At 73.0% G+C, this 22341-nt stretch carries 17 protein-coding genes; 12 read left to right on the forward strand and 5 right to left on the reverse strand.

Features of this window, described 5'->3' with window-relative positions; all coding sequences use genetic code 11:
* Positions 1 to 13: 13 nt before the first annotated feature.
* Positions 14 to 1177 (reverse strand): L-rhamnose isomerase, encoded by a 1164-nt coding sequence (gene rhaI, locus QQK26_RS08400; protein WP_284231797.1) that lies wholly within the window; start codon positions 1175 to 1177, stop codon positions 14 to 16.
* Positions 1178 to 1293: 116 nt separating this feature from the next.
* Between rhaI and QQK26_RS08405 the strand changes: the two genes are divergently transcribed.
* From QQK26_RS08405 to QQK26_RS08415, 3 genes are all read left to right on the forward strand, one after another.
* A complete protein-coding gene (locus tag QQK26_RS08405; protein ID WP_284231798.1) occupies positions 1294 to 2301 on the forward strand; it encodes a LacI family DNA-binding transcriptional regulator in 1008 nt (335 codons plus the stop codon).
* A 93-nt stretch (positions 2302 to 2394) separates the two neighbouring features.
* Positions 2395 to 3714 (forward strand): dicarboxylate/amino acid:cation symporter, encoded by a 1320-nt coding sequence (locus QQK26_RS08410; protein WP_284231799.1) that lies wholly within the window; start codon positions 2395 to 2397, stop codon positions 3712 to 3714.
* Positions 3715 to 3724: 10 nt separating this feature from the next.
* Positions 3725 to 4252: a TetR/AcrR family transcriptional regulator gene (locus tag QQK26_RS08415; protein ID WP_284231800.1), complete on the forward strand. Its 528-nt coding sequence runs from the start codon at positions 3725 to 3727 to the stop codon at positions 4250 to 4252.
* 240 nt (positions 4253 to 4492) lie between these two features.
* Here the strand turns inward: QQK26_RS08415 and QQK26_RS08420 are convergent, their stop codons facing one another.
* On the reverse strand, positions 4493 to 5485 hold the full coding sequence (locus QQK26_RS08420) for an SDR family NAD(P)-dependent oxidoreductase (protein ID WP_284231801.1): 993 nt from the start codon (positions 5483 to 5485) through the stop codon (positions 4493 to 4495).
* 194 nt (positions 5486 to 5679) lie between these two features.
* Between QQK26_RS08420 and QQK26_RS08425 the strand changes: the two genes are divergently transcribed.
* Positions 5680 to 6378: a nucleoside/nucleotide kinase family protein gene (locus QQK26_RS08425; RefSeq protein ID WP_284231802.1), complete on the forward strand. Its 699-nt coding sequence runs from the start codon at positions 5680 to 5682 to the stop codon at positions 6376 to 6378.
* Between the two features lie 276 nt (positions 6379 to 6654).
* Positions 6655 to 7581, forward strand: a complete 927-nt coding sequence (locus QQK26_RS08430) for a hypothetical protein (protein ID WP_284231803.1) — start codon at positions 6655 to 6657, stop codon at positions 7579 to 7581.
* Positions 7582 to 7805: 224 nt separating this feature from the next.
* Here the strand turns inward: QQK26_RS08430 and QQK26_RS08435 are convergent, their stop codons facing one another.
* On the reverse strand, positions 7806 to 9317 hold the full coding sequence (locus QQK26_RS08435; RefSeq protein ID WP_284231804.1) for an APC family permease: 1512 nt from the start codon (positions 9315 to 9317) through the stop codon (positions 7806 to 7808).
* A 289-nt stretch (positions 9318 to 9606) separates the two neighbouring features.
* Here QQK26_RS08435 and QQK26_RS08440 point away from each other — a divergent pair, with 289 nt between their 5' ends.
* From QQK26_RS08440 to QQK26_RS08470, 7 genes are all read left to right on the forward strand, one after another.
* Positions 9607 to 11133, forward strand: a complete 1527-nt coding sequence (locus QQK26_RS08440; RefSeq protein ID WP_284231805.1) for an amidohydrolase family protein — start codon at positions 9607 to 9609, stop codon at positions 11131 to 11133.
* 313 nt (positions 11134 to 11446) lie between these two features.
* On the forward strand, positions 11447 to 12505 hold the full coding sequence (locus tag QQK26_RS08445) for an ABC transporter substrate-binding protein (RefSeq protein ID WP_284231806.1): 1059 nt from the start codon (positions 11447 to 11449) through the stop codon (positions 12503 to 12505).
* 34 nt (positions 12506 to 12539) lie between these two features.
* On the forward strand, positions 12540 to 13364 hold the full coding sequence (locus QQK26_RS08450; RefSeq protein ID WP_284231807.1) for an ABC transporter ATP-binding protein: 825 nt from the start codon (positions 12540 to 12542) through the stop codon (positions 13362 to 13364).
* A complete protein-coding gene (locus QQK26_RS08455; protein WP_284231808.1) occupies positions 13354 to 14190 on the forward strand; it encodes an ABC transporter permease in 837 nt (278 codons plus the stop codon). Before QQK26_RS08450 ends, QQK26_RS08455 begins: the two co-directional genes overlap by 11 nt.
* Positions 14190 to 15065, forward strand: a complete 876-nt coding sequence (locus QQK26_RS08460) for an ABC transporter permease (protein ID WP_284231809.1) — start codon at positions 14190 to 14192, stop codon at positions 15063 to 15065. Before QQK26_RS08455 ends, QQK26_RS08460 begins: the two co-directional genes overlap by 1 nt.
* Before the next feature lie 123 nt (positions 15066 to 15188).
* Complete coding sequence (gene add, locus QQK26_RS08465) at positions 15189 to 16211, forward strand: adenosine deaminase (protein ID WP_284231810.1); 1023 nt, start codon at positions 15189 to 15191, stop codon at positions 16209 to 16211.
* A gap of 16 nt (positions 16212 to 16227) precedes the next feature.
* The gene (locus QQK26_RS08470; RefSeq protein ID WP_284231811.1) at positions 16228 to 16959 is read left to right on the forward strand and encodes a helix-turn-helix domain-containing protein; all 732 of its coding nucleotides are present in this window, start codon (positions 16228 to 16230) and stop codon (positions 16957 to 16959) included.
* A gap of 338 nt (positions 16960 to 17297) precedes the next feature.
* Here QQK26_RS08470 and QQK26_RS08475 read toward each other — a convergent pair whose 3' ends face one another.
* Complete coding sequence (locus QQK26_RS08475) at positions 17298 to 20207, reverse strand: molybdopterin-dependent oxidoreductase (protein ID WP_284231812.1); 2910 nt, start codon at positions 20205 to 20207, stop codon at positions 17298 to 17300.
* Positions 20204 to 22309: an XdhC family protein gene (locus tag QQK26_RS08480; protein WP_284231813.1), complete on the reverse strand. Its 2106-nt coding sequence runs from the start codon at positions 22307 to 22309 to the stop codon at positions 20204 to 20206. Before QQK26_RS08480 ends, QQK26_RS08475 begins: the two co-directional genes overlap by 4 nt.
* Positions 22310 to 22341 lie beyond the last annotated feature (32 nt).

Raw genomic sequence — 22341 nt, forward strand, 5'->3', positions numbered from 1 at the left:
TCGATACCTGCGCTCAGGCTCCCCAGCCGGCCTGGGTGCCGCCGATGCGCTCCTCGGCGATGCGCTGCTGGTAGCCGCTCGCGGCGTAGGCGGCGAAGGGGTCGCGCGGCAGACCGCGGGACTCGCGCCAGTCGGCGAGGGCCGGGCGCACATCCGTGTAGAAGGCGTCGTTGAAGATCGCGTGCGCGCCCAGCACGTCGCCCGACTGCTGGGCGGCGGAGAGGGCCTCGCGGTCGACGAGCAGCGCGCGGGCCGTCATCTCCTGCACGTTGAGCACCGAGCGGATCTGGCCGGGGATCTTCTCCTCGACGTTGTGGCACTGGTCGAGCATGAAGGCCACGTCGGGGTTGTTCAGGCCGCCGCCGCGCACGACCTCGAAGAGGATGCGGAAGAGCTGGAACGGGTCGGCCGCGCCCACGATGAGGTCGTCGTCGGCGTAGAAGCGCGAGTTGAAGTCGAACGAGCCGAGCTTGCCGAGCCGCAGCAGCTGCATGACGATGAACTCGATGTTGGTGCCGGGTGCGTGGTGGCCCGTGTCGAGGCAGACCATCGCCTGGTCGCCGAGGGCGCTCACCTGCGCGTAGCTGGTGCCCCAGTCCGGCACGTCGGTGTGGTAGAACGCCGGCTCGAAGAACTTGTACTCGAGCACGAGGCGCTGCTCGTCGCCGAGGCGCGCGTAGATCTCGCTGAGCGACTCGTGCAGGCGGTCCTGGCGGCCCCGCAGATCGGCCTGGCCCGGGTAGTTCGAGCCCTCGGCGAGCCAGATCTTGAGGTCGCGCGAGCCGGTCGCGTGCATGATGTCGATGCACTCGAGGTGGTGGTCGATGGCCTTGCGGCGCACCGCGGCGTCCTCGTGGGTGAGCGCGCCGAACTTGTAGTCGTCGTCCTGGAAGGTGTTCGAGTTGACGGTGCCGAGCGCGACGCCGTGGTCCTCGGCGTGCCTGCGCAGCACCGTGTAGTCCTCGACCTTGTCCCACGGGATGTGCAGCGCGACCGTCGGCGCGAGCGCGGTGAACCGGTGCACCTGCGCGGCATCCGCGATCTTCTCGAACGGGTCGCGCGGGGTGCCCGGCGTTCCGTACACCTTGAAGCGGGTGCCCGAGTTGCCGAACGCCCACGACGGGAGCTCGATGGCCTGCGCGGTCAGCTGGTCGGCGATGGGACTGAGGTCGGTCATGGTGGGCCCTTCCGGCGACGGTGCCGATATGAAACGATTCAACGATCTGCGATCACGGTAGTGTCGCGACCGCGCGGACGTCAAGTCCCGCAGCGCGGTCGACGGAGGGAGAGCGGATGGGCGTGGTGAGCATCCGCGACGTCGCGACCGCGGCGGGCGTCTCCATCGGCACCGTGTCCAACGTGCTCAACCGCCCCGAGAAGGTCGCCGACGCCACCGTCGCGAAGGTGCGCGCCGCGATCGACGAGCTCGGCTTCATCCGCAACGAGGCCGCGCGCCAGCTGCGCGACGGTCGCAGCGCCGCCATCGGCCTCGTCGTGCTCGACGTGCGCAACCCCTACTTCACCGACGTCGCCCACGGCGTCGAGACCGCCGCGGCCGCGGCCGGGCTCAGCGTGACCCTCGGCAACAGCGACGGCGACCCGGCGCGCGAGCGGCGCTACCTCGAGCTCTTCGAGCAGCAGCGCGTGCAGGGGGTGCTCATCTCCCCCGCGGACGCCTCCCTCGACCGCCTGCGCCGCCTCGACGAGCGCAGCATCCCCGTCGTGCTGGTCGACGGCGTCGACCCGACCGGCGCGCTCGATGCCGTGACCGTCGACGACGTCGCCGGCGGCCGGATGGCGGCCGAGCACCTGCTCGGGCTCGGCCGCCGCCGGCTGCTCGTCGTCGCCGGCCCCGCCACCCTGAGCCAGGTCGCCGACCGCCTCGCGGGGGTGCGTGCGGCCATCGCCGCCGTGCCCGACGCGTCGATCGAGGTCGTGCACCTGCCGCAGCTGACCGTGACCGCCGGGCGCGAGCTGGGTCGGTCGCTCGTCGCGCGCCCCGCATCCGCTCGACCGGATGCCGTCTTCGCGGTCAACGACCTGCTCGGCCTCGGCGTGCTGCAGGCGCTCGTGCTCGAGCGCGGGACCGTGCGGGTGCCCGAGGACGTGGCCGTGATCGGCTACGACGACATCGAGTGGGCCGCCTCCGCGGTGGTGCCGCTCAGCTCGGTGCGCCAGCCCCGCGAGCAGCTCGGGCGCACCGCGATCGAGGCGCTGCTCGCCCGGGGAGCCGGGGGCGAGCGGGCCGGTGCCGTGCGCTTCGCCCCGGAGCTGGTGGCGCGGCGGTCGACGACCGGCTGAGGCGTTCACAGGACCGAAACACTCCCGCAGCACCGGGGAAACAGCGCTCGGGCTGAATGGACGGGCACCGTCCCACCCCACCCCGGAGGCTCCGTGAAGCTCTCGACCCTCAAGCATCCCGCCGCCCTCATCGGCATCGCCGCCGTGCTCGGCGTCGCCTTCGGCCTGATCGCCGGCGAGTGGGCGGCGAACCTGAAGGTGGTGGGCGACGCGTTCATCCGCCTCATCCAGATGGCGATCGTGCCGCTCGTGATGGCTTCCGTGATCTCCGCCACCGGCTCGATGGGCGGGCAGGGCACCGGACGGCTCGCGGGGCGCACCTTCGGGTGGATGATCGGCTTCTCGATCGTCTCGGCGGGTCTGGCCGTCGGGCTGAGCCTGCTGCTGCAGCCCGGTGCCGGCGTCTCCTTCGACGGCCCGGTCGATCCGGCGTTCGAGGAATCGGCCGGCGAGGCCGCCAGCTGGCAGGACACGGTGCTCGGCTTCTTCTCCACCAACATCGTCGGCTCGATGTCCACCGGCGCGATGGTGCCGATCATCCTGTTCGCGCTGCTGTTCGGCATCGCGCTCAACCAGTACATCGCCCAGACGGGCAACCGCCTCGTGCTCGACGTGGCCGAGCAGGTGCAGCAGGTGGTGCTGCTGCTCATCCGCCTCGTCATGCTCGTCGCGCCGATCGGCGTGTTCGCTCTGCTGGCGGCCCTCGCCGGGGACGTCGGCTTCGCCGTGGTCACGAGCGGCCTCGCCTACCTCGGCACGACGCTGCTCGGCGTCGTCATCCTCTTCGTCGCCTTCGTCGCGGTCGTGGCCGTGCGCTGCCGCGTGAGCCCGTGGAAGCTGCCGGCCAAGCTCGCCGAGCAGACCGTGGTCGCGATCACGACCACGAGCTCGGCGGTGACCTTCCCGACCGTGCTGCGCAACACCGTCGAGAAGGTGGGCGTCAGCCGTCGCGTGGCGAACTTCACCCTGTCGGTCGGCCTGACCATGGGCTCCTACGGCGCGGTGCTGAACTACACGATCGTCGTGTTCTTCCTCGCCCAGTCGGGCGGCGTGAGCCTCGACCCGCTGCAGATCGTCTTCGGCATGGGCCTGGCCGTGCTGCTCAACATGGGCACCATCACCGTGCCCGGCGGCTTCCCCGTCGTCGCGCTCTTCCTCGCGAGCACCCTCGGCCTGCCCGTGGAGGCGGTGGGCCTGCTGATCGCGGTCGACTGGTTCACCGGCATCTTCCGCACCTTCCTCAACGTCAACGGCGACACGCTCGTGGCCATGCTCGTCGCGGAGGCCGACGACGAGCTCGACCACGACGTGTACGACGGTCGAGCGGATGCGGTCCCGGCGTCCGAGTCCGCATCCGCATCCGCATCCGCCTCCGCCTCCGGGGCGTCCTCCCGCGGCACGACCGCGGGCTAGGCTCGCCGGCATGAGCACGAGCCGCGACGCGATCCACCGCGCCGCGGCTCGGCTGTTCCGGGAGCGCGGCTACGCGCGCACCTCGGTGCGCGACATCGCGGGCGAGGCGGGGGTCGATCCCGCGCTCGTGATCCGGCACTTCGGCGGCAAGGAGCCGCTCTTCCTCGACACGGTCGCGCTCGAGTCCGGCGCCCTCGCCTTCGAGGGCCCGCGCGAGACCTTCGGCCGGCGCTTCATGACCGACATGCTGGAGCGCGGCGACGACGTGCGCGACGTCTTCCTCGCCCTCGTGCGGGCCAGCGACGCCGACGGCGTCGCCGACCGCCTGCGCACCGAGCACGAGCTGCACTTCGTCGAGCCCTTCCGCGCGCTGCTCGAGGGGCCGGACGCCGACCTGCGCGCCCGGCTGGCAGCGTCCGTGATCGGCGGCCTGCTGCACAGCCTCTGGGTGGTCGGCGACGAGGGGCTGCTGACCGCCGACCGCGAGGCGCTCGTCGACCGCGCCGGCGCTCTGCTGCAGTCGCTGATCGATGGCTGACGGGCCTCTGTAGCCGGAGCCTCCGGTGCCTCCGGTACCGACGCCAGCGCCGCTAGCGCCGCCGCCGCCGGAGCCTCCGCTGCGATGCCGTACCGCGACGACGAAGACGTACCGCGACCGATGCGGCGCGGTCGTTCCGGTACGGCGATCCGAGCAGGCTGGCGGATGCGAGCAGGCTGGCGGATGCGCGCAGGAGCGGATGCGGGTGGCCGCGCCGCCCGCATCCGCTCGCCGCGTCGCCTACAGGGCGGACCAGCCGCCGTCCGAGGCCAGCACGGCGCCCGAGATGTTGGTGCCGTCGTCGCTCAGCAGGAAGGTGATCGAGGCGGCCAGCTGCTCGGGCTGCGCCAGCTGGGGCAGCATCGTCATGGCGGCGCGGATGCGCTCGGCGCCGAACTCCGAGCCGAAGGTCGCCTGGATGCCCGTGGCCACCGGTCCCGGAGCCACCGCGTTGATGCGCAGGCCGGAGGGGCTGTACATGAACGCGGCGCTCTTGGTGAGGCCCACGACCGCGTGCTTGGAGGCGGTGTAGGCCGCGCCCGCGGCGGACCCTCGCAGACCGGCCTCGGAGGCCACGTTGACGATCGAACCCGCACCCGCGGCGAGCATGGCGGGGATGACCGCGCGGCTGAGCAGGAAGGTGCCGTCGACGTTGACCGCGAAGACGCGACGCCAGACGTCGTCGCCGACCTCGTGGATCGGGGTCATGTCGTCCATGATGCCGGCGACGTTGGCGAGGCCGTCGATGCGCTCGCCGGCAGCGGCGACGATGCGGTGGACGTCCTCCTGCTTCGTGATGTCGGCGGCGACCGCGACGACGTCGCCGCTCAGGCCCGCGAGGCGGTCCTCGGCGATGTCGACGGCGACGACGCGGCCGCCCTCGCGCAGGATCCGCTCGGCCGTGGCCTTGCCGATGCCGGAGCCGGCACCCGTGACGATGACGGTGCGGCCGGCGAAGCGGGCGCCGCCGGGGAGCGCGGCGGGCGCGTCCTCGGCGGTCTCCTCGGGCGGCAGCTCCCCGCCGTTCGCGCCGCGCACGAGCTGCTCGACGACCTCGGCGGGCAGCGCGCCATTGCTCATGGCCACGAGCTGGCGCAGCGGCAGGCCGCGCGCGGGCGCCAGGGCGTCGGCGCTCTGGCCGGCCTGCGCGAGCAGCCCGCGCAGCAGCTCGCCGCCGACGGGGTGGTCGAGCCACGTGCCGATGGTGGCTTTGGAGGTGAGGATCTCGGACATGCGCTGCCTTTCGGATCGGGGCGTCGACGGTGACGCGGTCCGATTCTGCGCCGGGCGGATGCGGGTGTCAACTTAGTTGACACGGCCCGGCCCAGACCGGGCCGGCGGCGGTCGGCGCGGCAACCCAGCCCCGGTCGGCACGGCCCGGGCGTGCTCGGAGCGGACCGGCCGCGCGTGCGCGGTAGCGTGACGGCGTGAACGAGGCGAGCACCGCATCCGGCACTTCCGCGCCCATCGCGACGGCGGGCCCGCCCGCCGCAGCGGTCTCGGTGCTGGCGGACCGCATCCGCTCGCTGCCCGGCGACCGCGTGATCGTGGGCATCGCCGGCAGCCCCGGCTCGGGCAAGACCACACTGGCGCTCGCCGTCGTCGCGGAGCTCGAACGGCGCGAGCCGGGCACCGCGGCGCACCTGCCGATGGACGGCTTCCACCTGGCCAACGCGACCCTCGACGCGCTCGGCCTGCGCTCGCGCAAGGGCGCGCCCGAGACCTTCGACGGCGCAGGTTTCGCAGCGCTGCTGGCTCGGGTGCGGGGCGAGCGCGGCACCGTCTACGCGCCGCAGTTCGACCGGCTCGTGGACGAGGGCGTGGCCGGCTCGATCGCGATCAGCCCTCGCGTGCGCGTCGTGGTGACCGAGGGCAACTACCTGCTGATCGACGCCGAGCCGTGGCGCGCGGTGCCGCCGCTGCTCGACGAGGCCTGGTTCTGCGCCACCCCGGAGGACGAGCGGATGCGCCGCCTCGTCGAGCGCCACACGCGCTTCGGCCGCTCCCCCGCCGCCGCGGAGGCTTGGGCGCGCGAGGTCGACGGCGCGAACGCCGTGCTCGTCGAGGCGACCCGGAGCCGCGCGGACCTCGTGATCGACGGCGCGACGGGCTCGACGGCGGGCTGAGGGACGCGCGGAACCCGGGCGTCTCAGCACCTCGGCGACACGTCAGCGCCGTCCTGGCTGCTGAGTCGTCGCTCCGGTGCTGAGTGGCCCGTCTTGGACGCCTCGCGACGAGCGCCGGCCGCCGCGAGACCAGTCGACGGTCCGGCGCATGACGGAGAAGCCCCTCCGGCCCGGGCGCATCGGGACCGCCCCTCCCCAGGCCGGAGCACGCCGGAGTCGTCCACCACGGGCTGCTCGTCGACGACGCCGGAGGCGGCCGCGCGCCAGTCTGACGGCATGCACCTCGACGAGCGGCTGATCATCCCGGGGCGGACGAGCGATCGCGAGTCGCGCGCACTGCAGCGAGCCTCCGCCCGAGCCGACCTGCACCGCATCCGCCGAGGGGCCTACGTCGAGCAGCAGACCTGGCAGCAGGCGAAGCCTCTCGAACGGCATCTGCTCGCCCTGCACGCCGAGATCCTCACCACGCCGGATGCCGTCGTCTCGCACCGCTCCGCCGCGATGCTGCACGGTCTGCCCGTGCTCGGCGTGCCGCGCGTGCCGGAGTTCCGCCAGAGCGCGGGGGCGCGGAACGCCTCCTCGGCGACGCGCATCCGTCGCTCGGCGCTCGACGACGGAGACCCGGTGCGTCTGGGTGAGGCGAACGTGGTCCCCGTGGAGCGGACGCTCGTGGACCTCGCCGCCTCCCTACCGCTGCGCGAGGCGCTGATCCCCCTCGATGCGCACCTCCGTCGCGGCGGCAGCATCGACGAGCTGCTGCACCTGCTCCAATCGATCCGGATCCGTGGAGCGCGGCGGGCCGAGCTCGCGATCCTGCTGGCGGACGGGAGCTCCGAGAACGGCGGGGAATCGTTGAGCCGAGGCACGATGCTCGCCCTCGGCTTCCCGGTGCCGATGGTGCAGATGGCCGTACCGGGCAGCGATCTGCGCACGGACTTCGGCTGGCTGCGGTACCGGGTGCGCGGCGAGCTCGACGGTGACCAGAAGTACGAGGACCCTCGGTACACCGGCGGGCGCACACCGGCCGAGATCGTGCTCGCCGAGAAACGACGCGAGGCGCTCATCCGCTCGCTGACCGGGCACGAGTTCGCACGCTGGAGCTGGCCCGATGCGCTCAGGGTGCACCCGCTGCGCCGCGAGCTGCTGCGGGTGGGACTGCCGCAGGGCCGCCCGGTCACGCTGGAGAGCATCCGCTCGTCGTGAGCGCTGCAGACGCCCGACTGCCGGTCGTGCGATCGACCCGGATGCGACGGAGCGGTGAGTCAGCGCCCGCGCGACAACTCAGGTTCGACGGGGACGCTGACTCGTCGCTCGGGTGCTGAGTCGTCGATCCGTTCAAGGACCGGGCGAGGCGGACGGGCGACGGCGCGCATCAGAGGACGGGCGGCGGCGCGACGCAGCGCCCGCGCGTCAGCGGCGCAGCCGCGTCAGTGGCCCGCCGCGCCGCCCGGCAGCTCGGTGTCGGAGGGGGCCAGGGCCTCGCCGCGGCCGAGGCGCGAGTGGCGCCGTCCGTAGGCGAAGTAGATGCCGATGCCGAGCACGACCCAGCCGGCGAAGAGCGCCCAGGTGAGGTTGGCGAGGTTGAGCATGAGCCAGAAGCAGAGCAGCGCCGACAGGATGGGCAGCACGGGCGAGAAGGGCACCTTGAAGGGGCGCTCGATGTCGGGCCGGCGGCGGCGCAGCACGACCACGCCGATGCTGACCGTCACGAAGGCCGACAGGGTGCCGATGTTGATGAGCTCCTCGAGCACGCCGACCTCGAAGAACGCCGCCACGAGCGCCACGGCGAGGCCGGCTCCGATCTGCAGCCGCGCGGGGGTCTGGCGCTTCGAGACCTTCGACAGACCCTTCGGCAGCAGGCCGTCGCGGCTCATCGAGAAGAGGATGCGCGACAGGCCGAGCAGCAGCACCATGACCACCGTGGTGAGGCCGGCGAGGGCTCCCACCGAGATGATGCCGGCCGCCCAGTCGGCCCCGACGAGCGCGAAGGCCGTGGCGAGGGACTTGTCCTCCTGCGCCGCCATCTCCGTGTAGGGCACCATGCCGGTCAGCACGATCGAGACGAGCACGTAGAGCAGGGTGACGATGCCGAGGCCCAGGAAGATGCCGCGCGGCAGGCGGCGCTGCGGCTCCTTGACCTCCTCGGCGCTGGTGGCGACGACGTCGAAGCCGATGAAGGCGAAGAAGACGAGCGCGGCGCCCGCGAGCACGCCGAACACGCCGTACTGGGCCGGCGCTGCGCCGGTGAGGAACGAGAACGCCGACTGCAGCCAGACGTCCTGGTCGGGGGTCTCGGAGGGCACCGCCTCCGGCACGAACGGCGTGAAGTTGGCGCCCTGCACGTAGAAGAGGCCCGCGACGATCACGAAGAGCACGATCGCGACCTTGATGATCGTGAAGACGCTGCCGACGCGGGCGGTGAGCTGCGTGCCGAGCACGAGCAGCACCGTGAAGACGGCGACGATGACGAAGGCCGGCCAGCTCACGTCGATGCCGAGCACGTCGATGGTCGGCGGGATGGGCACGTTCCAGAGCTCGAAGACCTGGCTGAGGTAGACGCCCCAGTACTTGGCGATCACGGCCGCGGCGGTGAACATCTCGAGGATCAGGTTCCAGCCGATGAGCCATGCCGCGAACTCGCCGACGCTCGCGTAGGTGAAGGCGTAGGCGCTGCCGGCGACGGGCATCGCGGCCGCGAACTCGGCGTAGCACATGATCGCCAGGCCGCAGGTGAGGGCGGCGAGGATGAACGACAGGATCACCGCGGGACCGGCGAAGTCGGCGGCCGCGCGGGCGCCGACCGAGAAGATGCCGGCGCCGACGGCGACGGCGACACCCATGAGCGCGAGGTCGGCCGTGCCGAGCGAGCGCTTGAGCGACCGCCCCTTCGCGTTGGCGTCGGCGAGCGCCGTCTCGATCGGCTTGATGCGCCTGGCCATGGGACTCCTCGTGGTACGGGCGGAGCGCGGGGCGCATCCGTGTGGTGCTGGCGATGCGCGGGGCGCATCCGGGGTGCTGGCGACGCGCTCGGCGCATCCGTCGTTCCGCATCGCATCGCGCGCGGACGACAGCCGACAACGCTATCCGCTGAAGAGTGCGGATGCACGCGACGGCTGCCGGTCAGACGCCGTTACCGGCCCGAGCATCCGCCCGCGCGCGGGGTGCCGTGACGCCCTCGAAACACGGCAGCGCTAGCGTCCTGCCCGAACCACCACGGAAGAGGTCGCCATGAGCCTGCTCGTCGTCAACGCCCGCCTGATCACCGTGCCCGCGGGCACGGACGACCCCGGCTACCTGGAGCGGGGGTGGATGCTCGTCGTGGACGGCCGCATCGCGGGCATCGGCGCGGGCGAGGCGCCGGCGGACGTGCGAGCCGGTGCGGCGAGCAGGCCGAGCGGCACGAGCGCGCGCACCGATGCGGCGACGCCGGGTGCGGGGCTGACGCAGGGCGGTGCGGCGACGCGGGGCGGTGCGGCGACGCGGACCGACGTGGCGACGCCCGCGAGCGGCCAGCCCGCATCCGCTCCCGAGATCCTCGACGTCGGCGGCGCCTTCGTCGCACCGGGCTTCGTCTCCTCGCATTCGCACCTGTTCACCAGCGGCCTGCGCGGGCTCGGCGCCGGTGACACGCTCTACGGCTGGTGCGACTCGATGCTGGGCATGACCTCGGCGGCAACACCCGAGGACGTCTACTGGTCGACGCTGCACGGCGCGCTCGACTTCCTCGGCAACGGCGTGACGACCGCCTACAACTTCACCGACCCGCTGCAGGCGTGGGAGTCGATGGTCGACGGCAAGCGATCCGGCGGCGCGCCGCTGCGAGGTCTGGAGTACCACACGAGGCAGGCGGACGGCACGCGGGATGCGGGCATCCGCTTCGTCGACTCGATCGGCATGGATGCGACGGCCGGCAGCGACGAGGAGATCCTCGAGCGCTTCGGCGCCTCGGTCGCGCACACCCGCACCATGGACCCGGACTTCGCCCTCGGTGCCTCGATCATGGGGCAGGTGCAGTGGTCGCCGCGGCCGGACGCGGCCGAGATCGAGGTCGAGGCGATGCGCCGCTTCGGGGTGACGAACCAGGCGCACTTCCTCGAGTCGCCCGAGGCCGTGCCGCTGCAGCAGGCCAAGTTCGCGCTCTACCGCGACGCCGGCGCGCTCGGGCCCGACATGATGTTCGGGCACTTCATCCAGACCACCGACGAGATCATCGAGCAGGCCGTCGCGGGCGGCGCCTCGATGTCGTGGCAGCCCGCGTCGAACGGGCGGCTCGCGTCGGGGGTGGCGCTCGTGCCGGAGATGCTCGCGAAGGGCATGCGCGTGGGCATGGGTCTCGACGACCAGGCGTGCACCGACGTCGCGGACCCCTGGCAGAACATGCGCACGGGGCTGTTCATGCAGCGCGCCCGCACGCAGGACCCGCGCTCGATGATGCCCGAGCAGGTGCTGCGGCTGCACACGCTCGGCGGCGCGGAGATCCTGGGCGTCGACGACCGCGTCGGCAGCCTCGAGGTGGGCAAGCTGGCCGATTTCGTGGTCGTCGACCCGCTGCGCCCGGACGTCGGGCCGCTCTGGCACCCGGTGCGCAGCTACGTGCTGGCCTGCGGACTGCGCAACCTGCGGGGCGTCTACGTCGGCGGCGAGCTCGTGGCCGACCGTGACGGCGCGCTGAGCCCGCTGATGGCGGAGGCGAGCGCCCGCATCCACGAGGACCTGCCGCGCGTGGCGGAGCGGCTCGGGCGGCACCCGCACTGATCCGTCGCGGCGCTGCGCCGTCGCGGCCGCGTGCATCCGCTCGTCGCGGGCGATGACTCAGCATCGTCGCGACGACTCAGCGCGCTCGACGGTGCTGAGTCGTCGCCTCGGTGCTGAGTCGCGCGGTGAGACGAGCGCGGTGGGACGAGCGCGGTGGGACGAGCGCGCCGAGATGTAACGCGCCGGAAACCGGAACGTGAATGTTGATGAAATCAACACCGCTTAGCGTCGGACGGGTCGCAGCAGACGCCTCGCAGCAGGGGCCGCGGCACCTCAACCACCCGAGTGCACCACCGACGGACCGGAGACCACCATGTCCCGCTTTTCCCGCACCCGCATCGCCACGGCAGTCGCCGCGGCGGCCCTCACCGGCCTCGCGCTGAGCGCCTGCGCCAGCGGCAGCGGCAGCACCGCCGAGACCGACGACGCCGAGGGCCACGGCGACCTGACCCTGCAGCTCAGCTGGATCAAGAACGAGGAGTTCGCCGGCGAGTACATCGCCGACAGCGAGGGCTACTTCGACGAGGCCGGCTTCGGCGACGTCACCCTGGTGCCCGGCCCCTCGACCGGCGTCGCGGAGCTGCTCAGCGGCAGCGCCGACATCGCGCTGAGCGACTCCGTCGCGGTCGGCTCGGCCATCGCGAACGAGGGCGCCCCGGTCAAGATCATCGGCGCGACCTTCCAGGCGAACCCGTTCACCGTGCTCTCGCTGGCGGACGGCGGGAACATCGCGACCCCCGAGGACCTCATCGGCAAGCGCATCGGCGTGCAGGACAGCAACCTCGCCCTCTTCAACGCGCTGCTCGCCGCCAACGACATCGACCCGGCCGACCTCACCATCGTGCCCGTGCAGTACGACCCGGCCCCGCTGACCAACGGCGAGGTCGACGGATTCGTGGCCTACATCACGAACGAGGCGATCACCGTCGAGATGGCCGGCATGGCCACCACCAACCTGCCCTTCGCCGACAACGGCCTGCCCTTCGTGGCGGAGACCGTGACGGTCACCGACGAGAAGATCGCGAACGACCGCGAGCTGCTCAAGGCCTTCCTCGTCGCCGAGATCAAGGGCTGGACGGATGCGGTCGCCGACCCGCAGAAGGGCGCCGACCTGGCCCTCGAGGAGTACGGCACCGAGCTCGACCTCGACCCCGCGAAGACCCTCGCGGGCTCGGAGGCGCAGAACCTGCTCGTCGTCTCGGACGAGACCGTCGAGAACGGCCTGTTCACCATCTCGGAGGCGCTGCAGTCCACCACCATCGAGAGCCTCGCGGGCGCCGGCATCGACATCGACGCCGCGGACATCTTCGACCTCTCGCTGCTCGCGGAGGTCTACGAGGAGCACCCCGAGCTCATCGACTACGCGGGCTGAGCCCGGTAACCGCACCACCACCGGAAGGCGCACTGTGACCGACACGGCCACCGCGACCGGTGCCCAGGGGACGACCCTGGGCACCGGCCTCCAGATCACCGATCTCAACAAGGTCTTCTCCGTCGGGCGCAAGAGCGTCGTGGCGCTGCAGGACGCGAACCTGCACACCGACCAGGGCACCTTCCTGGCCCTGCTCGGTCCCTCCGGCTGCGGCAAGAGCACGATCCTGCGCATCCTGGCCGGGCTCGAGGACCCGACGAGCGGCACGACCCGCGTCGACGGCAAGAGCCCGAAGCAGCTGCGCAAGGCCGGCGAGCTCGGCATCGCCTTCCAGGACTCGGCGCTGCTGCCCTGGCGCAGCGTTCAGTCCAACATCCAGCTGCCCTTCGAGGTGGCCGGTAAGAGCGTCGACAGAGCCTACGTCGACGAGCTCATCGACCTGGTGGGGCTGCGCGGTTTCGAGAAGGCGAAGCCCGCGCAGCTCTCCGGCGGCATGCGTCAGCGCGTCTCCATCGCCCGCTCGCTGGTCATGAAGCCCTCGGTGCTGCTCTTCGACGAGCCCTTCGGCGCGCTCGACGACATGACCCGGCAGAAGCTCAACCTCGAGCTGCTGCGCATCTGGACCGAGAAGCCGGCCACGACGCTGCTCGTGACCCACGGCATCGCCGAGGCCATCTTCCTCGCCGATAAGGTGGCGGTGATGAGCCCGCGGCCCGGGCGCATCAAGGAGATCATCGACATCGACCTGCCGCGCCCGCGCACCCCCGACCTCATGCGCTCACCCGAGTTCCACGCCTACGTCGACCAGGCCTCCGAGCTGCTCTTCGGCGCGGGAGGCGCCGCGGCCGATGACCACTGACACCTCGACCAGGGGCGCGCCGATCCAGTGGGAGGACATCCGCCTGCCCGCCTGGGTCACCGGCCTCATCGGCGGCATCGCGGTCGTGCTGCTCTGGTGGTTCCTCGCCACGACCGTGTTCGCGAACGTCGGCCCGGGCGGCGCACAGGCCATCCCGACGCCGCTGCAGGTGGTGCAGGGCTTCGTGACGAGCGGATGGGATTTCTACGTCCGCAACGTGCAGGTGACCGTCGTCGAGGCGGGCATCGGCTACTTTTGGGGCAACCTCATCGCGCTGCTCCTGTCGGCCCTGGTGCTCGTCGTGCCGCGACTCGAGGGGGTGATCATGCAGCTGGCGATCATCACCTACTGCGTCCCGATCGTCGCCATCGGCCTGATCCTGGTCGTCACCTTCCCGGTGCCGGAGCCGGGTGCCTCCTCGGGCACCGCCGTGACGCTCGCCGGGCTCAGCGTGTTCTTCACGACTGTGGTCGGCACCCTGCTCGGGCTCAAGGCGGCGGATCGCTCGAGCCTCGACCTCATCACCGTCTACGGCGGCTCGCGGCTGACCCAGCTGCGCAAGGTGCGGCTCGTCGCTGCGCTGCCGGCGGTGCTGAACGCGCTGCAGATCGCAGCGCCGGCCGCGCTGCTCGGCGCCGTGCTCGGCGAGTTCTTCGGCAAGGTCGAGGTGGGCATCGGGCCGGCGATGATCGCCGCGCAGCAGGCGCTGAACGCGCCGGTCGTCTGGGGTCTCGCCCTCGTCTCGGGCGCGGTCGCGCTCGCCGGCTACGGGCTGCTCGGGCTCGTCGCGCGCCTGGTGGCGCCTTGGTCGAAGGGATCGAAGTGATGTCGGAAGCGCAGCTCGTGGCCGTCGCCACCACCACGCCGCAGCAACCGAAGCTCGACGCGGCCATCCGCAGGGAGAGCCGGCGCGGGGTGCAGCGGGCCCTCATCCGCTCGCTCACCACCTTCCTGCTCACGCTCGTGGGCATCGGGGTGCTCTGGGTCGGAGCGCTGCAGGTGTTCGGCATCAACGCGTACATCGGCAAGGGCCCGATCGACGTGTGGAACTTCCTGTTCACGGTGCCGGCCGCTGCCGAGAACCGCGAGCAGCTGTTCGGGCAGCTCTGGCAGACGCTCGGCCACGCCGGCGTCGGCTTCGGCGCGGGCCTCGCCGCGGCGCTCGTCATCGCGATCGCCTTCCAGCTGAGCAAGGGTGCCGAGCACGCGCTCATGCCGCTCGCGATGCTGCTGCGCTCGGTGCCGCTCGTGGCGATGGCGCCCGTGATCATCCTCATCTTCGGCCGCGACTTCGCGAGCATCGCCGTGATCGGCGGCATCGTGGTGCTGTTCCCGGCGCTCGTGAACATCGTGTTCGGGCTGCGCAGCGCGCCCGAGCAGATGGGCGACCTGGTCGCCGTCTACGGCGGCTCCAAGTGGACCCTGCTGCGCAAGGTCGCCCTGCCCTCCGCCCTGCCGTCGCTGCTCGCCGCCGTGCGCATCTCGGTGCCCGGCGCGATCACCGGAGCGCTGCTCGCCGAGTGGCTCGCCGTCGGCGGCGGCATCGGCGGCGCCGTGGGCGGCTACCAGGCGGGGGCGCAGTTCTCGGCGCTCTGGGCCGCCGTCGTGCTCGTGACCGTCAGCGCGCTGCTCATCTACAACGTGGTGCAGGTGCTGGAGTCGGTCGTCCTCGCCCGGATGGGCATGTCCGGGCGGGCCTGATCCGGGCGGGCGGATGCGGGTGCGCCCGTAACCGCTCGATCCGTCGCCGACGCGACCGCCCGCATCCGCTCCGCTGCCCGCTCGACCGCACCGCCCGCATCCGCTCACCGAAGAATGGGAACCATGACCGACCTCGCCGCCCTCGCCCACGGCCTGCCCAAGGCCGAGCTGCACCTGCACCTCGAGGGCACCCTCGAGCCGGAGCTCAAGTTCGCGCTCGCCGAGCGCAACGGCATCGAGCTCGCCGAGACCACGGTGGAGCAGGTGCGCGCCACCTACGACTTCACCGACCTGACCAGCTTCCTGGCGGTGTACTACCCGGCGATGCAGGTGCTGCAGACCGCGGACGACTTCCACGACCTGGCCTGGGCGTACCTGCAGAAGGCGGCCTCCCAGGGCGTCGTGCACGCGGAGATGTTCTTCGACCCGCAGGCCCACACGAGCCGCGGGGTGCCGTTCTCGGAGGTGATCGGCGGCTACCGCCGCGCGATCGTGCGCGCCGAGCGCGAGCTGGGCGTCTCGGGCGAGCTGATCCTGTGCTTCCTGCGCGACTTCTCGGCCGAGTACGCCATGGCCACCCTCATGGAGGCGCTGGCGTACAAGCCGTGGATCCTCGGCGTCGGGCTGGACTCGGATGAGCGCGGCAACCCGCCGGAGAAGTTCGCCGCCGTGTTCGCGCGGGCGCGCCAGGAGGGGTTCCTGCTCACGATGCACTGCGACATCGACCAGGTCGGATCGATCGACAACATCCGCACGGTGCTCACCGGCATCGCGGTGGACCGCATCGACCACGGCACGAACATCGTCGAGGACCCGTCGTTGGTGGCGCTCGCCATCGAGAAGGGCATCGGCTTCACGACGTGCCCGGTGTCGAATTCGTTCGTGACCGAACAGATGAAGGCGGATGAGATCGTGCAGCTGCTGCGCGCCGGCGCGAAGGTGACGGTCAACTCCGACGACCCCGCCTACTTCGGCGGGTACGTCGGCGACAACTACGCGGCGCTCGCGGCGCAGGCCTCGCTGTCGGCGGCGGATCTCGTGCAGCTGGCGCGCAACTCCTTCGAGGCGTCGTGGCTCACGCCGGCGCGCCGGGACGCCTACCTGGCCGACCTCGAGCGCTACGCTGCGGAGCACGGGGTCGCCTGAGCGGCCCGCACCCGTCATGAGCAGCTCCACGCGTCCGCCCGCCGCCGCCGATCGTGGTCCCGGCGCGGACGTCGGGGCCGAGTCCGCTTCGATCTCCGCGGCCGGGTCGGCGGCTGCGGGTGTTGGAGCGGCTGCGGGTGTTGGAGCGGCTGCGGGTGCCGGGGCGTCGGCTGACGACGAGGCGGCGCGGCGGCTCGGGGCCCGCATCCGCGAGCTGCGCACCGCGCGCGGGCTCACGCTCGTGCAGCTGGCGGGGGCGACCGACCTGTCGCATCCGTTCATCAGCCAGCTGGAGCGCGGGCTCGCGCAGCCCTCGCTCGCGACGCTGCGCCGCCTGGCCGTGGCGCTCGAGACGAGCCCGCTCGAGCTCATCGCCGCATCCGAGCCGCCGGTGACCGCGCCGGCGGTGGAGGTGCTGCGGGCCGCGGAGCTCGGCGTGGTGCCGGACGGCTTCGGCGCCGGCGAGGCGCGGCTGCTGACGCACGGAGCGCAGGGCTTCCTGCCGATGTCGGTGCAGGCCGACGCGCTCGAGCCGGGTGAGCGCTTCGTGCACGACGAGGAGGAGTTCCTGCACGTCGTCGACGGCGCGCTGCGCGTCGAGCTGGGGGCGCCCGGCGACTCCGAGGTGCACGAGCTCGCCGTCGGCGACTCGATCTACTACCCGGGCGGGGTGCCCCACCGCTGGTGGTCGGGCGACGGGCGGGCGTACCGGCTGCTCGTGGTGAAGGGGGCCGGGGCGCGGCGTTGAGGCGCGGGTCGCGGGGCATGACGCCCGGCGTGCGAGGCGCGGGGCGTGACGCCCGATCTCAGCGCCGGTCTCGCGGCGCGGGGGCCGAGAGGGACCCGCCCGGGTTGGGGAGGTTTCTCAGCAGCGAAGCGACGACTCAGCGCCGGAGGAAGCGCTGAGTCGTCGCTTCGCTGCTGAGTCGCGGGGTGGGACACGCGGCGCGGGCGCGGCGGCGGGACACGCGGCGGCGGCACGCGCGGGGTGGGACACGCGGCGCGGGCGCGGCGGCGGGACACGCGGCGGCGGGACACGCGGCGCGAGCGCGGCGGCGGTGCGGGGCGGTCGGCGCGCCGCTGCAGCTAGCGCCCCTGCGCCACCCGCCAGACGCGCTCGCGCGTGAACGGCTGGTGGTACGGGCGCGCCCCGAGCGCGCGGGCGATCGCGTTGCCGATCGCCGGGGCCACCGGGTTGTACGGCGACTCGCTCATCGACTTGGCGCCGAACGGACCCACCGAGTCGTCGGTCTCGGCGAAGTACACCTCGGTGTCGGGCACGTCGGCCGACTGCGGCACCCGGTAGGTGCGGAACACCGGGTTGAGCACGCGCCCGCCGTCGTCGACGAGCACCTCCTCGTAGAGCGCGCTGCCGAGCCCCTGCGCGACGCCGCCCTCGACCTGCCCGCGCACCTGGGCGGGGTTCATGAGGAAGCCGGCATCGGCCGACTGGATCGACTGCAGCACCCGCACCGTGCCGGTCTCGGGGTCGACCGCCACCCGCACCGCGTGCACGTTGAACGCCAGCGAGCGGATCTCGCCCAGCTCGCTGCCGTCGGCCGTCAGCCCGACGTCGTCGCGCTGCTCGGGCGGCGCGGCGGCGTCGATCTCCGCGAAGGTCACGAGCCGTTCGCCGACCAGCACACCGTCCGCGGTGAGGCGAGCGGATGCGGGATCCGCGCCCGCGATGCGGGCCGCGACGGTGCGCATCCGCTCCGCCAGCGCGAGACAGGCCGCGTGCAGGGCCTTGCCGGCGACGGTGATGCCCGCGGACGCGAAGGCGCCGGTGTCGTGCTCGACCGCATCCGTGTCCGCGTTCCAGAGCTCGATGCGCTCGGGGGCGGCGAGCAGGTCGGTGGCCGCGATCTGGCGCAGCACCGTGCTGGTGCCGTTGCCGAACTCGGCCGTGCCGACGCGCAGCCGGATGCGACCGTCCGGACGCAGCGACACCGCCGTGCGGGCGACGTGCCCGCGCGGGGCCATGGTGGCGATCATCGAGGCGGCCATGCCCTCGCCGACCGCCCATCCGCTCGGCGCCTCGACGCCGTTGCCGCGGCGCAGAGCCGACTCGGCGAGGTCGAGGCACTGGTCGAGGCCGTAGCTGCCCCAGACGAGGTCCTCCTCGTACCGGTCGGCGTCGGGGTGCAGCGGGTCGCCCTCGCGCACGGCGTTGATGCGGCGCAGCTCGAAGGGATCGATGCCGAGGCGCTCGGCGAGCAGGTCCATCGCCGACTCGACGCCCAGGATGACCTGCCCCAGGCCGTAGCCGCGGAAGGCGCCCGACGGCAGGTTGTTCGTGTAGACCGCCTCGGCGTCGAGGCGCTTCGCCGGCACCCGGTAGATCGTCGTCGACTCGGCGAGCGAGTGGAACATCACGCCGATCGCGTGGTTGCCGTAGGCGCCGGTGTCGCTGAGCAGGTCGACCCTCATCGCGGTGAGCACGCCCTCCGCGGTCGCGCCGAGCTCGACCGAGACGCGCATCGGGTGGCGCACCGAGGCGCGCTGGAACTGCTCGGTGCGCGAGAACTCGTAGGCCACCGGCCGCCCGGTGCGCAGCACGGCGAGGGTCACGAGGTCCTCGGTGAAGATCTCCTGCTTGCCGCCGAAGCCGCCGCCGATACGGTTCGCGGTCACCCGCACGCGGTCGCGCTCCAGGCCGAAGACGTGGCAGAGCTCGTCGCGGGTGAGGAACGGCACCTGCGTGGACGAGCGGATGACGACGCGCCCGGCCTCGTCGAGCCAGCCGGCGGACCCGTGCGTCTCGAGCTGCGCGTGCGTGACGCGCGACGTGCGCCAGGTGCCGCCCACCGTGACGTGGCTCGCGGCGAGTGCGGCCGCCACGTCGCCGTGCTCGTCGTGCAGCGCGGCCACGACGTTGCGTCCGGCCTCGGCCACCCGGTCGTCGGGGGTGCGCAGCGGATGCAGCAGCGGGGCTCCCGGAGCGCGCGCGGCCTCCGGGTCGAGCACCGCGGGCAGCACCTCGTACTCGACGCGGATCGCCCTCAGCGCCGCCTCGGCCGCGGCCACCGTCTCGGCGACGACGGCCGCCACGCGCTGGCCGACGAAGCGCACCGTGTCGTCGAGCACGCGGGTGTCGTCGGGGTCATCGGTGCGGTGCTCGTGGCGCGCCGTCGAGAAGCGGGTGGCCGGGGCGTGCTCGTGGGTGAGCACGTCGACGACGCCCTCGATGGCCCTCGCCGCGCTCGCGTCGATGGCGAGGATGCGGGCGTGCGGATGCGGGGAGCCCAGCACCCGCAGGAACAGGGCCCCGGGCACGGGCTCGTCGAAGGTGAAGGGCTCGAGTCCCTGCACGATGCGGGCCGCGGCCTCGGGGCGAGCGGAGGCGCCGACGCCGTGCGGGGTCGAAGCGCCCCGAGCACCATGACTCGCGGGCTCGCCCGCAGATCCGCGTGTTCCTGCCGCAACAACCCCCGTCGTAGCAGCCGAATCACGCCGACCTGCGGGAGGTTCGGGGGTGAGCGAGGCGGAGGCAGGCGTGCGGGACGCTGGGCCCGCGGGGCGCGGGGCGCCCGCGTTCGTGGGACCGCATCCGCTCGTCGTCCCCGCCGACAGCGCCGTGCGGATCGCCTCGCGGATCGGACGGTAGCCCGTGCAGCGGCAGAGGTTGCCCTTGAGCTTGCGGTCGAGATCGTCGAGGTCGTGCTCGCAGAGGGTCGACGCCGTCACGCTCATGCCCGGCGTGCAGTAGCCGCACTGGAAGCCGAAGCCGTCGGCGAGCGCCTGCTGCACCGGGTGGAGCTCGCCCTCGGGAGCGAGTCCGGTCGCGGTCGTCACGCTCGCACCCTCCAGCCGCTGCGCGGGGATGATGCAGGAGTGCACCGGCCGTCCGTCGAGCAGCACCGAGCAGGCGCCGCAGTCGCCCGCGTCGCAGCCGCGCTTGACCTCGTGGTGCCCGTGCTCGCGCAGCAGCGTGCGCAGCACCTGGCCGGGGGCGGGGTCGACCTCGAGGGGTTCGCCGTTGACCTGGATCCTCATGCGCTCGCCTCCTCGCCGCCGTCCGCATCCGCTCGCTCCTCGGCCGGCCCCGCCAGCTGCGAGCGGATGCGCTCCGCCAGCACCGCGCTGACCCCGCGGCGCCAGTCGGCCGCGCCGAGCGGGTCGGAGTAGTACCCGTCGAGGGCGTCGACGGCGGCGCGCAGCTCGGCGGCCTCGGGCAGCGCCGCGAAGCGCAGCACGCGCGGGGTGACGGTGGCGGCGGTGACGCCGAAGGTGCTCGTGCCGTCCTCGTCGACACGCCCCGTGACGACGGCGCCGGAGCGTCCGAGCTCGGCGAGCGCGATCTTCTGCAGCCGCGCCTCGGACCGCAGCGCCCGCGCCGGGATCTCGATCGCGCGCAGGATCTCGCCCGCGGCCAGCGAGTTCACGCCGTTGCCGGCGGGCAGCTCGGCGACCGGCATGCGGCGCTCGCCGCCCTCGGGAGTCCAGACTAGCGCGACGCCGTCGAGCGCCACGGCGAGCGAGATCATGGCGCCCGCCGCGAAGCTCTGGCAGAGGTTGCCGCCGACGGTGGCGGTGGTCCAGATCTTGAAGGAGGCCAGCAGCGCGTTCGCGGCAGGGTCGACGAGGGCCGCGGCGCGCCAGTCCGCGGGCACCGCCGGCAGGTCGGCGGCGCGGCCGAGCGCCCAGTCGAGCAGCCGCGCGATCGTGCAGGTGGCGCCGATCGTCAGGCCGCGGTCGTCGACCTCGACATCGGGCCAGCCCATCGTGGTGAGGTCGACGAAGCCGGTCGTGCGGGGCTGCGGCTCGCTCAGCAGCCAGGTGCCGCCCGCCATCGGAGCCTCCCCGGCCGCAGCGCGAGGTCGGCGCGGGAGCGGGCGGCGCGGAAGCTCGTGACGGTGGTGATGTCCATCCGACCCTCCTCGAGTGTTGATGCAGTGAACATTCCCTGCCGTCAGTAGACCAGGGCGGGATTTCGGCGGTGTTTCGCGTCCGCGTCGAGCGTCTGCGGGGCCTGCCAGCGCGGGGTGCGAGGGGCACGGCCGTCGGCGGCGGGCCGCACGCGGATCGGCTCGGCGGATGCGCTCGTCAATGCGGCGGGACGGCGCAGGATGCGGCGAGTGCCGCATCCGCTCGCTCCTGCACGACCGCGGGAGCGTCGTCGTCGGCGGCGCCGCCGCGCGGGCGTGCAGCGGTCCGCGGAGCTCGCGCAGGGGCAGGCCGGTGCCGCCGTGCTGCGCGGCGACGATCTCGGCGAGGGCGGCGAGCGCGGTCTGCTCGGGGCTGGCGCCGCCGAGGTCGAGGCCGAGCGGGGAGTGCAGCCGCGCCAGCTGCGCGTCGGTCACGCCCTCGTCGAGCAGCAGCTCGCGTCGGCGCGCCACGGTCGAGCGGGCGCCGAGCGCGCCGACGAATCCCGCGGACGACGCGAGCGCGACGCGCAGCGCCGGGATGTCGAGGCGCACGTCGTGGGTGAGCACGCAGACGGCCGAGCGGTCGTCGAGCTCCTGGCGTTCGAGGTACTCGTGCGGCGTCTCGGCGACGAGCTCCACCGCGTCGGGGAAGCGCTCGGGCGTGACCAGCAGCGGCCAGACGTCGCAGACCGACACGGCGAATCCCGCGGCGGTGCCGACGCGGCTCAGCGCGGCGGCGTGCTCGCCGGCGCCGAGCAGCACGAGGCGGGGCGCGGGCAGGGTGCGCACGACGAGGACCCGCTCCCCCGCATCCGCTCGCACGACCGCGCCGGCGCGCGACCCGCTCGTGACGACGCCGATCTCGGCGGGCAGGCCCGCCGCAGCGCGTTCGAGGGCCGCGATCGCGAGCGCGTCGTCGGGTCGCAGCACCGACACGACGGCGTCGACCGTGCCGCCGCAGGCGAGCCCGGCGGCGAAGGCCTGCTCGTCGCTGAACCCGAAGCGCGACGCCGCCCCCGTGCCCGTCGACAGGCTCGCGAGGGCGAGCGCGACCGCATCCGCTTCGACGCAGCCGCCCGAGATCGAGCCGATCACGCGGGCGTCGCGGGTGACCGCCATCGCCGAGCCGACGCCGCGCGGCGCGCTGCGGGCGACCCGGGTGACGGTGACCGCGGCGACGGTCTCCCCGGCGCGCAGCAGCGGCAGCAGATCGCGGGCGAGCTCGAGCATGGGCCAACCTTAGGCCGCGAGTGTTTCGGGCT

Source organism: Arenivirga flava (assembly GCF_030161575.1).
Classification (GTDB): Bacteria; Actinomycetota; Actinomycetes; order Actinomycetales; family Microbacteriaceae; genus Arenivirga; species Arenivirga flava.